This is a genomic window from Streptomyces sp. NPDC048182, assembly GCF_043202555.1.
GTDB lineage: Bacteria > Actinomycetota > Actinomycetes > Streptomycetales > Streptomycetaceae > Streptomyces.
This window is the reverse complement of sequence record NZ_JBIDAQ010000016.1, coordinates 106,769-119,651: the sequence shown is the minus strand read 5'-3', so window position 1 is coordinate 119,651 and position 12,883 is coordinate 106,769. Positions and strand designations below refer to the sequence as shown.

10 protein-coding genes and 1 pseudogene are annotated in these 12,883 nt (G+C 74.5%); 3 read left to right on the top strand and 8 right to left on the bottom strand.

Annotation, left to right across the window (positions count from 1 at the left end):
* Window positions 1–5: 5 nt before the first annotated feature.
* The 7 genes from ACGFZL_RS27135 to fmt all read right to left on the bottom strand — a co-directional run bounded on the left by ACGFZL_RS27135 (window position 6) and on the right by fmt (window position 8,233).
* On the bottom strand, window positions 6–1,496 hold the full coding sequence (locus ACGFZL_RS27135; protein ID WP_393695552.1) for an amino acid permease: 1,491 nt from the start codon (window positions 1,494–1,496) through the stop codon (window positions 6–8).
* Between the two features lie 243 nt (window positions 1,497–1,739).
* A complete protein-coding gene (locus tag ACGFZL_RS27130; RefSeq protein WP_393695550.1) occupies window positions 1,740–3,182 on the bottom strand; it encodes a GuaB1 family IMP dehydrogenase-related protein in 1,443 nt (480 codons plus the stop codon).
* Between the two features lie 168 nt (window positions 3,183–3,350).
* Complete coding sequence (locus ACGFZL_RS27125; protein WP_393695548.1) at window positions 3,351–3,671, bottom strand: barstar family protein; 321 nt, start codon at window positions 3,669–3,671, stop codon at window positions 3,351–3,353.
* Window positions 3,668–4,717, bottom strand: coding sequence for a sugar-binding transcriptional regulator (locus ACGFZL_RS27120; RefSeq protein WP_393695546.1), 1,050 nt, complete (start codon window positions 4,715–4,717; stop codon window positions 3,668–3,670). Before ACGFZL_RS27120 ends, ACGFZL_RS27125 begins: the two co-directional genes overlap by 4 nt.
* A gap of 100 nt (window positions 4,718–4,817) precedes the next feature.
* The gene (gene rpe / locus ACGFZL_RS27115) at window positions 4,818–5,504 is read right to left on the bottom strand and encodes a ribulose-phosphate 3-epimerase (RefSeq protein ID WP_393695544.1); all 687 of its coding nucleotides are present in this window, start codon (window positions 5,502–5,504) and stop codon (window positions 4,818–4,820) included.
* Window positions 5,505–5,804: 300 nt separating this feature from the next.
* On the bottom strand, window positions 5,805–7,214 hold the full coding sequence (locus ACGFZL_RS27110) for an RsmB/NOP family class I SAM-dependent RNA methyltransferase (protein WP_393695542.1): 1,410 nt from the start codon (window positions 7,212–7,214) through the stop codon (window positions 5,805–5,807).
* A gap of 86 nt (window positions 7,215–7,300) precedes the next feature.
* Window positions 7,301–8,233, bottom strand: coding sequence for a methionyl-tRNA formyltransferase (gene fmt, locus ACGFZL_RS27105; RefSeq protein WP_393695540.1), 933 nt, complete (start codon window positions 8,231–8,233; stop codon window positions 7,301–7,303).
* Between the two features lie 113 nt (window positions 8,234–8,346).
* Between fmt and ACGFZL_RS27100 the strand changes: the two are divergent.
* A pseudogene (locus ACGFZL_RS27100) lies at window positions 8,347–8,502 on the top strand (LysR family transcriptional regulator); the annotation flags it as partial.
* A 126-nt stretch (window positions 8,503–8,628) separates the two neighbouring features.
* Window positions 8,629–9,132: a hypothetical protein gene (locus ACGFZL_RS27095; protein WP_355173018.1), complete on the top strand. Its 504-nt coding sequence runs from the start codon at window positions 8,629–8,631 to the stop codon at window positions 9,130–9,132.
* A 42-nt stretch (window positions 9,133–9,174) separates the two neighbouring features.
* Here ACGFZL_RS27095 and ACGFZL_RS27090 read toward each other — a convergent pair whose 3' ends face one another.
* Window positions 9,175–11,337, bottom strand: a complete 2,163-nt coding sequence (locus ACGFZL_RS27090; protein WP_393695538.1) for a primosomal protein N' — start codon at window positions 11,335–11,337, stop codon at window positions 9,175–9,177.
* Between the two features lie 227 nt (window positions 11,338–11,564).
* Between ACGFZL_RS27090 and ACGFZL_RS27085 the strand changes: the two genes are divergently transcribed.
* Entirely contained in the window at window positions 11,565–12,860 is a 1,296-nt protein-coding gene (locus ACGFZL_RS27085) for a helix-turn-helix domain-containing protein (protein WP_393695536.1), read from the top strand.
* Window positions 12,861–12,883 lie beyond the last annotated feature (23 nt).

Sequence of the window (12,883 nt, the reverse complement as noted above, 5' to 3'; positions counted from 1 at the left end):
GTGGTTCACTTCGCTTCAGGGGTGGCGGGTGTCTCCGGCGCGGCGAGCCGGGACCGGCGGTGGCCGTACACGAAGTAGAACACGAGCCCGGCGGCCATCCAGACACCGAAGATCACCCAGGTCACGGTGGACAGGCTGCCCATCAGCCACACGCAGCAGCCGAAGCCGAGGGCGGGCAGCACCGGCGAGAGCGGCACCCGGAAGCTGCGGGACATCTCGGGACGGGTCCGGCGCAGCACCACGACGGCCACGTTGACCAGCGCGAAGGCGAAGAGCGTGCCGATGCTGGTGGCGTCGGCGAGCTGCCCGAGCGGGATCGCGGCGGCCAGGACGCCGCAGAACAGGGAGACGATCACGGTGTTGGCGCGGGGCGCACCGGTCTTCGGGTGGACCTTGGAGAACACCTTGGGCACCAGGCCGTCCCGGGACATCGCGAACAGCACGCGGGTCTGGCCGTAGAGCACGGTCAGCACGACGCTGGCGATGGCGACCACCGCGCAGAAGGCGAGCAGGGTGCCCCAGAAGCTCTGCCCGGTGACGTCCCGCATGATCTGGGCGAGCGCCGCCTCGGAGTCGGTGAAGCTGCGCCAGGGCTTGGCACCGACGGCGACGGCGGCGACCGCGACGTAGAGCAGGGTGACGATGACCAGGGAGAGCATGATCGCCCGGGGCAGGTCGCGCTGGGCGTTCCTGGCCTCCTCGCCGGCGGTGGAGGCGGCGTCGAAGCCGATGTAGGAGAAGAACAGGGTGGCGCCGGCCGCGCTGACCCCGGCCATGCCGAGCGGCATGAAGTGCGCGTAGTTGCCGGAGCGCACGCCCTGCAGGCCGATGGCGCAGAACATCACCAGGGCGGCGATCTTGATCATCACCATCACGGTGTTGGCGCGGGCGGACTCCCGGGCGCCGCCGAGCAGGAAGGCCATGGCGAGCAGCACCACGAGCAGCGCCGGCAGGTTGAAGTACCCGCCGTCGCCGGGCGGGGCGGACAGGGCGGCCGGGATGGTGACGCCGATGGTGCCGTCGAGCAGCTCGTTCAGGTACTCGCCCCAGCCGACCGCGACGGCGGCCACCGACACGCCGTACTCCAGGACCAGGCACCAGCCGCAGATCCAGGCGATCAGCTCGCCCAGGGTGGCGTAGGCGTACGAGTAGGAGGACCCGGCGACCGGGATGGTGCCGGCCAGCTCGGCGTAGGACAGCGCCGAGAACAGCGCCGTCAGGCCGGCCAGCACGAAGGAGAGGGTGACGGCCGGGCCGGCCTTGGGGACGGCCTCGCCGAGGACGACGAAGATGCCGGTGCCGAGGGTGGCGCCGATGCTGATCATGGTCAGCTGCCACAGGCCCATGGTGCGGCGCAGGGCGCCGCCCTCGCCGTGGCCGCCCTCCGCGACCAGGCGTTCCACCGGCTTGCGCCGCATGAGGCGGGCGCCGAGCCCCGGGCCGCCGGGTGGGCCGGCCGGGGTGCCGGGCTGCGGGGGTGCGCCGTGGTCGAGCACGCGTGGACTCCTTCGTCGCTGCCGTTCCGGAGCGGCGGGGACGCGTGCGGCGGCCCGCACCAGGGCGGGAACCCACCGCGCGGGTCCCCGCCACGCCACGTACAGGCCAGAACCCTATGAGCCGGGTACCACCAGGGGTAATGCAGCAACCTTGCGTGTTCGCGCACGATCGTTGCGTCGGCCGGGGCGGCGCGGGCCATCGTTGCGCCGGGGGTGTCCCCGGCGCCCGGGCCCGCTCCCGGCTCAGCTCCAGCTGGCGTGCAGCGGCTTGCCCTCGGCGTAGCCGGCGGCGCTCTGGATACCGACGACGGCGCGCTCGGCGAACTCCTCCAGGGAGTTGGCGCCGGCGTAGGTGCAGGAGGAGCGGACGCCCGCGATGATCGAGTCGACCAGGTCCTCGACGCCGGGGCGGGTCGGGTCCAGGAACATCCGGGAGGTCGAGATGCCCTCCTCGAACAGCGCCTTGCGGGCGCGGTCGTAGGCAGACTCCTCGGAGGTCCGGTTGCGCACGGCGCGCGCGGAGGCCATGCCGAAGGACTCCTTGTACAGGCGGCCGTCGGCGGCCTGCTGGAGGTCGCCCGGGGACTCGTAGGTGCCCGCGAACCAGGAGCCGACCATCACGTTGGCCGCGCCGGCCGCGAGGGCCATGGCCACGTCGCGCGGGTGGCGGACACCGCCGTCGGCCCACACGTGCTTGCCGTACTTCTTCGCCTCGGCGGCGCACTCCAGGACGGCGGAGAACTGCGGCCGGCCGACGCCGGTCATCATGCGGGTGGTGCACATGGCGCCGGGTCCGACACCGACCTTGATGATGTCGGCGCCGGCCTCGATCAGGTCGCGCACGCCCTCGGCGGAGACGATGTTGCCCGCGACGATCGGCACCCGCGGGTCGAGGTCGCGCACCAGCTTGACGGCGCTGATCATCGACTCCTGGTGACCGTGCGCGGTGTCGATGACGAGGGTGTCCACGCCCGCGTCGAGCAACTGCTTGGCCTTGCCCGCCACGTCGCCGTTGATGCCGACGGCGGCGGCGATCCGCAGCCGCCCCTGCGCGTCCACGGCCGGGGTGTAGAGCGTGGCGCGCAGTGCGCTCTTGCGGGTGAGGATGCCGGCAAGCCGGCCGTCGGCGTCCACGGCGGGCGCGTAGCGGCGGTTGGCGTTGTCCAGGGTGGTGAAGGCGACGCCCGGGTCCACGCCGGCGTCCAGGAGCAGCAGGTCCTTGGACATGACCAGTTCGAGCTGGGTGAAGCGGTCCACGCCGGTCAGGTCGGCGTCGGTGACCACGCCGATCGGCTTGTGGTCCTCGTCCACGACGACGCCCGCGTTGTGCGCGCGCTTGGGCAGCAGGGCCAGCGCGTCGGCGACGGTCTGGTGGGGGGCCAGCACGATAGGGGTGTCGAGCACCAGGTGGCGGCTCTTGACCCAGGAGACGACCTCGGTGACGACCTCGATCGGGATGTCCTGCGGGATGACCACGAGGCCGCCGCGCCGGGCCATCGTCTCGGCCATGCGGCGCCCGGCGATGGCGGTCATGTTGGCCACGACGAGCGGGATGGTGGTGCCCGTGCCGTCCGGGGAGGAGAGGTCCACGCCCTGCCGGGAGCCGACGGCGGACCGGCTCGGCACCATGAAGACGTCGTCGTACGTCAGGTCGTACGAGGGCTGGAGGTCATTGAGGAAACGCACGTGCTGCACATCCCAGTCGATCAGAGGTGGCCCCCGGACAGGTCAGCCAGGGGGAAAGAGCACGTACTTCATTGTCCCACGGCCGGGGCCCGGTGACCCCCGGGCGGATCGTCCGAGCTGGTCAGGGGCGCGCTTGGAGCATCCTCCAGGGCGGGGCCGACTCAGCCGTCACCGGGGCCCCATCGTCACGAACAGTCCCGGGGCGCGGTCCGTGGCCTCGGAGAAGACCTCCTCGGCGACGGCCCACTCGTCGGGCCGGGCCTCGGCGTACGACCCCCAGCCCCGCACCTCCAGGACCAGCCCGCGCTCGCCGGTCTCCGCGGGCCAGACCGAGGGGTCGGCGAGGGCGTCGGCGAGCGCGTCCCAGTTGCGGCCGAACCAGTCGGGCAGGGCGAGGGCGTGGGCGCAGCGGTCCATCAGGGCCGCCTTGTCCGTGACGCCGGCCAGGTCCAGGGCGACCACGAGTCGTCCGGCCGGGTCGTGCGTCACGCCGGGATCCCGTCCGGGTCGGTGCGGCCGAGGGCGGGCTTGGGGTTGCTGCCCGCCGCCATGAGGTAGTCGGCGGCCGAGGTGTCGGTCACCAGGCTGGTGACCAGACCGGAGCGCAGTACGGCGTCGATGGCCGCCGCCTTGCGCTGCCCGCCGGCGATGGCCACCACCTCGGGGATGTGGCGCAGCTGGTCGGCCTTGACGGTGATGCACCGCTCCCCCAGGTCCCGGCCGACCCGGCGCCCCTCGGCGTCGAAGAGGTGCGCGGACATCTCGGCGGCGACGCCGAGGGAGGCGTAGTGCGCGCGCTCCTCGTCGCTGAGCATGTCGTGCACGGTGGAGATGCCGGGCTCCCAGGAGCCGATGGAGACGCAGGCGACCGTGACCTTGTCGAAGTACTCGAAGGCCCGGGCGATGCCGGTCTGGTGCCGCAGCGCCCCGGCGGTGGCGGCGTCAGGGAGCAGCATCGGCGCGTAGATGGGGTGGGCGTCGCCGCCGGAGACCTGGGCGGCCCGGCGGACGGCCTCGACGGAGCCGCGCTCGGCGGTCCCCGCGTCGTACACGCCGGTCAGCTGGACCACCGTGCAGGGCGGCAGCCGGTCGAGGGCGGCCGCCATGTGGATGGTGGAGCGGCCCCAGGCCAGGCCCAGCACATCGCCCTCGGCCACCAGCTCGCCGAGCAGGTCGGCGGCCACCTCGCCGAGGTTCTCCGGGTCGGGGGTCTCCTCGGCCTCCGCCGGGGACTCCACGACGACCGCGTGCCTGAGGCCGTAGCGGGCGCGCAGGGCGTCGGAGCGCTCGGCGTCCAGCTCGGCCGGCACCCGGATCTCGATGCGGACCAGGTCCCGCTCCAGGGCGGTCTCCAGGACCCGGGCCACCTTGAAGCGGCTGACGCCGAACTCCTCGGCGATCTGGATCTTGGACTTGCCCTCCAGGTAGAAGCGGCGGGCCATGGCCGCCGCCTGGACCAGCTCAGCGGGACCCATCCGCATGGCTGAACGGCCCGCCGACATACCCGACACGGCGATCTCCTCACTTCCGTGCACCCGTGCACAGACTCTTGGTTCGCCGTTCATCCTCGCAGATTCGGCGCCGTCGATCGGCCCTGACGGGAGCCGTTCACGTATCGGTGGCTCAGTGGTCAGTTCAGTGGTCGCACGCCCAGGACGCGGCGACGGTGGCCGCCTCGGCGCGGGCGCGCAGGGAGCGGACCGCCTCGGCGGGGTCGTCCGCCCCGTAGACGGCCGAGCCGGCGACGAAGACGTCGGCTCCCGCCTCCGCGCAGCGCTCGATCGTCTCCGCCGACACCCCTCCGTCCACCTGGAGCCACATCTGGAGGCCGTGCTTGCGGATCAGCTCACGGGTGCGGCGGATCTTCGGCAGCATGATGTCGAGGAACGCCTGCCCCCCGAAGCCCGGTTCAACCGTCATGACCAGCAGCATGTCCAGCTCGGGCAGCAGGTCCTCGTACGGCTCGATCGGCGTCGCGGGCCGCAGCGCCATGGACGCGCGGGCGCCCTTGGCCCGGATCTCGCGGGCGAGGCGGACGGGGGCGGTGGCGGCCTCGACGTGGAAGGTGACGGATCCCGCGCCGGCCTCGACGTACTGGGGGGCCCAGCGGTCGGGGGCGTCGATCATCAGGTGGCAGTCCAGCGGGGTGTCGGTGGCCCGGGCCAGGGACTCGACGACGGGGACGCCGAGGGTGAGGTTCGGGACGAAGTGGTTGTCCATGACGTCGACGTGGAGCCAGTCCGCGCCGGTCACTGCGTTGGCTTCGGCGGAGAGGTTGGCGAAGTCGGCGGAGAGGATGCTGGGGCTGATCTGGGGGGCCATGGTCCCTAGGTTGCCATGCCGTTGGCGTCCGCCGTACGGGGTCCCCTCCCCGCGCAGCTGCGGGCAGTCGTGCCGCTGGGGCGGCACGGGTGGGCGCTGGGGGTACCCCCTGCTCGAAGAGCTTGGGGGAGGCACCCCGCAGCGCCGGGCTGCGCCACGCCCCCCTCACGTGCCGGGTTGCGCAATGATCCCGGGGTGCGGGCACGTCGTGGCTGGTCGCGCAGTTCCCCGCGCCCCTAGGGGGGTGCAGTCACGTCGGCCATACGACGCCGCCCCGCTCAGGAAGCCACCTCGCCGGCGTCACGCCGTTCTGCGGATCAGGGCCAGGTACATCGCGTCCGTGCCGTGGACGTGGGGCCAGAGCTGGATGTCGGGGCCCTCGCCCAGGGAGGGGACGTCCGGGAGGAGGGGGCGGGCGTCGATCAGGTCGGCGGCGGGGTGGTGCTTCAGGGTGTCGGCGACCACCGCGCGGGTCTCCGCCAGGTGGGGCGAGCACGTGGCGTACGCGACCACGCCGCCGGGCCGCACCGCCTCCAGGGCGTTGCGGAGCAGCCCCCGCTGGAGCGGCGCGAAGGCGTCCAGGTCCTCGGGGCGGCGGCGCCAGCGGGCCTCGGGGCGGCGGCGCAGCGCACCGAGGCCGGTGCAGGGGACGTCCACCAGGACCCGGTCGAAGCTGCCGGGCAGCCAGGGCGGACGCGTGCCGTCGGCGGCGATCACCTGGTAGGGGCCCGGGTTGCCGGCCAGCGCCTTGGCCACCAGGCCGGCCCGGTGCGGCTGCTTCTCGGAGGCCAGCAGGAAGGCCCCCCGCTGAGCAGCCAGCGCAGCGAGCAGCGCGGCCTTGCCGCCAGGCCCCGCGCAGCCGTCCAGCCAGCGCAGGTCGGGCCCGTCCAGGGGGGCGTTGGCGAGGGCGATCGCGACCAGCTGACTGCCCTCGTCCTGCACGCCGGCCCGGCCCTCGCGCACGGCCTCCACCGCCCCCGGCTCACCGCCCTCGCTGAGCCGCACGGCATACGGCGACCAACGCCCCGGCACCGCGGCCTCCTCGGCAAGCAGCTCGTCCGGCGTGGCACGGCCGGGACGCGCGACCAGGGTGACCTCCGGCCGCTCGTTGTCGGCGGCCAGCAGCTCCTCGATGCCCGTCCGCCCGCCGCCGAGGGAGTCCCACAGGGCGGAGACCACCCAGCGCGGGTGGGAGTGGACGACGGCGAGATGGTCCTCGGGGTCCTCGTCGTAGGGCGGCGCGACCTTCTCCAGCCAGCCGTCCAGATCGCGCTGGGCCACCTTGCGCAGCACCGCGTTCACGAACTTGGCCCGCCCGTCGCCGAGCACCACCCGGGCCAGCTCCACGGACGCGGACACCGCGGCGTGGGTCGGGATGCGCGTGCCGAGCAGCTGGTGTGCGCCCAGGGAGAGCACGTCGAGCACCGGCGGGTCGACCTCGCGCAGCGGCCGGTCCACGCAGGCCGCGATGATCGCGTCGTACGTGCCCTGCCGGCGCAGGGTGCCGTAGACCAGCTCCGTGGCGAGCGCCGCGTCCCGGGCGTCGAAGCCCTCCTTCTCCCGCGCCTTGCGCAGCAGCGGGGGCAGGACGAGGTTGGCGTACGCGTCCCGCTCGTCCACGGCCCGCAGCGCGTCGAAGGCGAGGATGCGGACGGGGTCCTTCTGGGGCCGGCGATAGGGCTTGCGGGGACGGCGGGGCTGGTCGCTCACGAAAAGGTGCTCCGGGTGTGGGACGGGGGCGCCTCACGAGGCCGAGGCGCGCGTCCCCAGCCTACGGGCCCGACGCGTGGGGCAGGTCAGCCGCCGACCCGCTCCCCGTCCGTGATCCGCACGCCGCGCGCCCAGTCGGCGGCCCGCATCGGCTTCTTGCCCTGGGCCTGCACCCACAGCAGCTCCACCGCGTGCGAGCCGGTGCCGACGTGCACGGTGTTCTTGCCGGCGGCGAGCTGCCCCGGGGTGAGGTCGGTCCGCTCGGGCGCGGGCACGGCCTGCACGAGCTTGAGCCGCTCTCCGCGGAAGGTGGTCCACGCGCCGGGCGCCGGGGTGCAGCCGCGCACCACGCGGTCGACGCGCAGCGCCGGCGCGCTCCAGTCGACCCGGGCGTCCTCGACGGTGATCTTCGGGGCGAGGGTGACGCCGTCGGCGGGCTGGGAGACGGCCTTCAGGCTGCCGTCCTCGATGCCGTCCATGGTGGCGGCGAGCAGCCCGGAGCCCGCGAAGGCGAGACGGGTGAGGAGGTCGCCGCTGGTGTCGGTGGGCCGGACCGTCTCGGTGACCGTCCCGTACACCGGCCCGGAGTCGAGCCCCTCCTCGATGAGGAAGGTGGACGCCCCGGTGATCTCGTCCCCGGCCATCAGTGCGTGCTGCACGGGCGCGGCCCCGCGCCAGGCGGGCAGCAGCGAGAAGTGCAGGTTGACCCAGCCGTGCGCCGGCACGTCGAGGGCGACCCGGGGCAGCAGCGCCCCGTAGGCGACCACGGGGCAGCAGTCGGGCGCGATGGCGCGCAGCCGCTCCAGGAACTCCGGATCGCGCGGCTTGGCCGGCTTCAGCACCTCGATGCCGGCCTCCTCGGCCCGCTCGGCCACGGGAGAGGCGACCAGCCGGCGCCCCCGCCCGGCCGGCGCGTCGGGCCGGGTGACGACGGCGGCCACCTCGTGCCGCCCGGAGGCGATCAGGGCGTCCAGGGCGGGAACGGCGACCTCGGGGGTACCGGCGAAGACCAGCTTCATGTGCGGCGGGGGCCTCTCGGACGGGGAGGGGAGAAGAACAGCGGTTCAGTCTAGAACTCCGCTCCCCGCCCCGGTCCGCCGCAGGGAGCGTCAGGTGGCGAGGGCGGCCACCGGCGCGCGCTCTGGGACTGCGGCTGCTGGACATCCCGATGCCGCTGCCGCCGCTGAGGATCGGCATGGCCTGGCATCCGCGCCACGACGCCGCCGGGGCCCACGAGTGGCTGCGCGGCACCGTGCGGCGGGTGCTGCGCTCGGCCCGGGAGCGGTAGCGCTCCGCCGTCACCACCGGGGCGCACGTCCGAACCCGCACGCCCCCCACCCCGTGACCAGCGGAGCGTTACCGCGTTGACAAGGACGAGTTGATCCCTGCCCACGCCGGTTCGAGAGGCTTGCCCATGGCCGACCACGCAACCCATGACGCCCAGGCACGGGCCAGCCTGCACCTCCTGGTGCGGGACATCGAGCGGGTCCGCCGGCAGGTGGACGCACTGCGCACGCTCACCGCCCAGCTGGGCAACGTCTACCGCCCCCGGCGCACCGGCCCCGCCGCGGGCTTCGTCGTCTACGGGCGCGCCCCCGCCCCGACCGTGCGCCTCGCGCAGGAGCTGCGGGACAGCGTCGAGACGCTGGTCACCGCCGCCGTGGACTTCGACCGCTCGCTCGGCTTCTCGTGGGACGCGGTGGGCTCAGCGCTCGGCGTCACCAAGCAGGCCGTGCACCGCCGCTACGGCGCCCGCCGGGCCGCCGCCGCGAGCGCCACGGAGGTCGCCGAACACGCCTCGGCGCCGACGCCGACGGTGCCCGCGGCCCGCTCGATGCCGACGCAGCCGACGGCGGGCAGTCCGGTCCTGCGCGACGACATCAGACCGACGTCCTTTCCCGGCCCGCGCAACGGCTGACCGCGGGCCCCGGGAGGCACAGGTCGGCAGCCGGGCCGCCGGTCACCCGATGTCGGCCGGGTCGATCCGCACCCAGACCGCCGACCCCTCACTCCCCCGCGCCGTCCGTGCCATGCGCGCGGCCTGCGCCGCCTTCAGCGCCCCGGCCAGCGCCGCCCCGCTGCCGGGCGGCACCCGCACCAGCGCCCGCTCCCAGTGCTCACCGGCGGGCGGCGCCCCCACCCGCCGGGGCCGCCCGGGCTCCGTGACCGGCAGCGGCACCGGGCCAAGGACCTCGGCCTCCCGCGGCAGCTCGACCGCGCCGAGGAAGCCGGCCACCGCCTCGGGCGGCCCGGAGACGGCCGCCATCCGCGACACCGGCGGGAAGCCCAGCTCGGCCCGCTCCGCCAGCTCGCGCAGGGCGTGCCCGGAAGGGTCCCAGCGCACCAGCGCCTGCACCGGGCGCAGCGTCGGCTCGGCCACCACGACCACGGTGCCGCCGTCGCTCTGCGGCCTGACCAGGGCGGCGGCCGCCAGCCAGCGGCGCAGCGCGTCCTCCCCGGCCCGCAGGTCGGGCCGGCCGAGCATGGCCCAGCCGTCGAGCAGCAGGGCCGCCGCGTACCCGCCCTCGGCCACCGGTTCGGCGCCCGGGGTGCTGACGACGAGCGCCGGCGCGTCCGGCACGGTGTCGAGGACGTGCTCCCGGCCCGAGGTGCGTACCGGCACCGCGGGGAAGGCCCGCCCCAGTTCTTCGGCGGTACGGCGGGCCCCGACGACCTGGGCGCGCAGCCGGAAGCCGCCGCACTCCGGGCAGTGCCAGCCGGGCTCCTCCCGCCCGCACCAGCCGCAGCGCGGAGCAGGACCGGCCTCCTGGCCCTCCAGTGGACCGGAGCAGTGCCGGCACCGCGCGGGCGTCCGGCAGGCGGCGCACGCCATCCGGGGCACGTAGCCGCGCCGGGGCACCTGTACCAGGACAGGACCGTGCCGCAGCCCGTCCCGGGCCGCCTGCCAGGCGAGGGTCGGCAGCCGCGCCGCCCGGGCGGCCTCGTCCCGCGCGAGGTCGCCGTCGCCGACGGTGCGCACCAGCGGGGCGGCGGCCCGCACCCGGCCCCTGGTGGCGACCAGGGGCCGGGCCCAGCCAGTCTCCACCAGCTGGGCGGCCTCCACGGTGCAGTTCCAGCCGCCCACCAGGAAGGCGCACCGGTCCTGGGCAGCGCGCAGCAGCAGCACCTCGCGGGCGTGCGGCTGCGGGGCGTGCGGCTCGCCGTGGCTGTCGTCGCCGTCGTCCCAGAGGGCGACCAGGCCGAGGTCGCGCACCGGGGCGAACATGGCCGCGCGGGTCCCGACGACCGCGCGCACGGCGCCCCGCCGCACCGCGAGCCACTGCGCGTACCGCTTCTCGGGCCCGGCGTCGGCGGTGAGCACCGCGTGCCGCCCGGCCCCCAGCAGCGCGGTCAGCGCGGCGTCGGCCCGTGCGACGGCCCGCCCGTCGGGCAGCACGACCAGCGCGCCCCGCCCGGAGGCCAGCGTCGCCGCCACGGCCCGGGCCAGTTCGTCGCTCCACCCGGGCCCCGGCAGGGCGTTCCACACCGCGCGCGGCGCCCCGCCCGCGGCGAGGGAGGCGAGGAAGGCGGCCCCTTGCTCGTACCGCTCCCAGGACCCCGCCTCGGGAACCGGCGGCGGGGGCAGCGGAGCCGCCGACGCGCGCTTCTCCGCCCGGGCGTTGCGCGGCGGCACGGCGATCTGGAGGACGTCGGCGAGGCTGCCGGCGTACCGGTCGGCGACCGCCCGCGCGAGGCCGAGCAGCTCCTCGTCCAGGACCCGCTCCGGGGAGACGACCTGCGCCAGCGCCGCCAGCGGCCCGCTGTAGTCGGACTCGGCGAGCCGCTCCACGAGGAAGCCGTCCACCAGCCCGCCGCCCTCGCGCCGCCCTCCCCGCACCCGCGACCGCCCGGCCCCGAACCGCACCCGCACCCGCACGCCGGGCTGCGCGTCGGCGTCCAGCTCCTCGGGCACCGCGTAGTCGAAGTACCGGTCGAGGTGCAGCACCCCCTTGTCCACCAGCACCCGCGCCACCGGCAGCTCCGGCGCCAGCGCGGCCCCCCGCCAGGTACGCGGCTTCGCCCGCGGCGCCTTGGCCTCCCGCACACTCTCCCGAATCAGCGCGAGCTGCTCCGGCGGCGCCCCCTGCGCGTCGCCGTCCCCGGATCCGTCCTCGCTGCTCACGCCTGCATTCTTACCAAACCCCGCCGACATCGCCGTCGCCCTCTCCCGCGCAGCGACAGCCGTTCGATGGCCGGAACTGCCTTCTCGACGCGGGGGGCATCGTTCGGTTTCCCTCGCGGATGTGGAAACGGGAAACGCCCGTTTCGCCTTGTCCGGCTCACGCCGTCCGGCGCACGCTGAGTCCGCGTCGCGCTCCGGCTGCCGGCTGGAGAGCAACGGAGGTCGATGTGCTGGAGCAGTCGTACGACTTCGGGCGCGAGCTGCGCAGACGGCGCCTCGTGGCCCGGCTCTCCCTGCTGCAACTGGGGCAGCGGGTGCATTACAGCAAGGGCCACTTGAGCAAGGTGGAGCGGGGACTCAAGCGTCCCACTCTCGAACTGGCACGACTGTGCGACGCGGAGCTGGGCGCCGGAGGTGAACTGTCCAGCTTGGTCGCTCTTCCGCACGGACGACCGTGCTTACCCGTTCCCGGCAACGACGAAGAGGTGTGGCTGATGCAACTCCGCAAGGACGGTTCGAGCTCGTTCGAGCCCGTCACACGTCGTGACCTCATCGCGGCCGGTGCGGCGACGGCACTGAGCCTGCAGATCGGCACCCCATTGGTGCCCGGCCCGGTTCTCGAAGGTGCGGCGACCCTGGTCGACGCCTCACGATCGATTTTCGAACAACTCCGCAGACTGGGACAGGCCTCGGGGCCCTCCTATGTCCTGCCGCCGCTGATAGCCCAGACGCACAGCCTCGAGCAGTTGGCGGTGAGCAGCGGCCCCCGGACCCGTACGGCACTGCTGGTGCTGGCCTCTCGCTATGCCGAATACACGGGCTGGATGGCACAGGAAACGGGAGATGACGCGGCCGCCCTGTGGTGGACGGATCGCGCGGTCCGTCTCGCGACGGCGGGCACGGACAGCGGGCTCGCGGTCTACGCCCAGGTGCGACGGTCCCTCGTGAGCCTCTACCGCGGAGACATCGCGGAATCCATGGAACTGGCCACACTCGCTCTGCGGAGCACCGCACCGGATCGGATACGTGGCCTCGCCGCCCAGCACCTGGCCCAGGGCAGGGCGGTGGCGGGCGATCATGCAGGCTGTCTGCGGAGCCTCGACCGGGCAAGAGAGCTGCTGGAGAGGGACGGAGCGGATCCCTCGCAGCCCGTGCTCGGCGCCTCCCACCTGCCGGACGTCGTCTCGATGTTCACCGGCTGGTGCCTGTTCGACCTGGGACGGCCCCGGCAGGCCGCCGCGATCCTCGACAAGGAACTGGCCCGGGTCCCCGGGCACGCCCTGCGGACCCGGACGCGCTACGGGGTCCGTGGGGCACTGGCACACGCCACGGCCGGTGACATCGACCAGGCATGCCGGCTCATCGCGGAGTTCCTCCCCTCGCTGCGTCTCATCTCCTCCGCGACGGTCTCGGCGGACGTACGGCGCCTCTCCCGCGTCCTCGGCAGGCGCAGCCGGTCCTCGGCCGTGCGGGAGCTGCTGCCGGAGCTGACGGCCACTGCCGCTCGCACACGCCGTTCCTAGTGCGGCACAACGCGTCGCATCGA

What these genes read in the sequence shown, in the direction of transcription:
- rpe (WP_393695544.1), bottom strand. Translation starts at nt 5,504, where the DNA reads ATGGCCCCCCAGATCAGCCCCAGCATCCTCTCCGCCGACTTCGCCAAC.
- ACGFZL_RS27095 (WP_355173018.1), top strand. Translation starts at nt 8,629, where the DNA reads ATGGCCGACCACGCAACCCATGACGCCCAGGCACGGGCCAGCCTGCAC.
- fmt (WP_393695540.1), bottom strand. Translation starts at nt 8,233, where the DNA reads ATGAAGCTGGTCTTCGCCGGTACCCCCGAGGTCGCCGTTCCCGCCCTG.